This is a genomic window from Sphingobacterium sp. UBA5670 (assembly GCF_002420705.1).
GTDB lineage: Bacteria > Bacteroidota > Bacteroidia > Sphingobacteriales > Sphingobacteriaceae > Sphingobacterium.
In genome coordinates this window covers 24,908-25,584 of the sequence record NZ_DIIM01000015.1, presented here as the reverse complement: position 1 = coordinate 25,584, position 677 = coordinate 24,908, and the positions used below count along the sequence as shown (strand labels likewise).

Annotated in this window: 1 protein-coding gene and 1 pseudogene; one reads left to right on the top strand and one right to left on the bottom strand. The window is 41.2% G+C overall.

Annotated elements, in window-relative coordinates:
* On the top strand, window positions 1–420 hold a 420-nt coding region (locus tag B3C94_RS12930), incomplete at its 5' end, for a hypothetical protein (RefSeq protein WP_293904266.1).
* A gap of 50 nt (window positions 421–470) precedes the next feature.
* Here the strand turns inward: B3C94_RS12930 and B3C94_RS12925 are convergent.
* Window positions 471–677, bottom strand: a pseudogene (locus B3C94_RS12925) (RagB/SusD family nutrient uptake outer membrane protein); the annotation flags it as partial.

The following is a 677-nucleotide window of genomic DNA, read 5'->3' as shown; positions in this document are numbered from 1 at the left end:
AGGGCGCGTCTGCCAAAAGACTTAGGGCTTCTCTCCCTAGATAAGCTTCATTTGCCGATCAAAAAGAGAAAACATAATTATAAAAAACAGAAATACACTAAATGTATGAAAACATTAAAATTTAATGCAAAAGCCGCAGTAGCTGTGGCCATTGCAATGGCATCCTTTATTGGATTTAATAGTTTTAAAAATGCTGAGAAAAAAGCAGATGATCTGTACTGGTATCATCGAGATGCTGCTGGAAGTTACACCTTTATCGGTCAAAGCCCGTCGCAGCCATCTAGTCCGGATTGTCAAGCACCAGTTACAGATACTGAAATCTGTATGAAAGGCCTCAGTACAAACCCCAGTGCTTCTACTGTGAATGATGGTACATCAGCCGTTCAAACAATTGAGCGCGAACCGTTGGACAATCAATAAACAAGTTGCACAAAACAAAAGGCTCCGATTCTAATTGGAGCCTTTTGCATTTATCTTGGATTTTGAGCCATATCTGGATTATAACCCATGATCAAACTTGGTATTAGAAAAGCATAGCGCTTATCATTTGGCTCCAGCGTGTAGGTTTCGTTACCCAATACCCGATGGATGGTCAACGACTCTCCTTCCATATTATATCTTCTGAGATCTGTCCATCTCAGACCCCTAAAAATCAACTGGCGCCTTCGCTCTTCTCG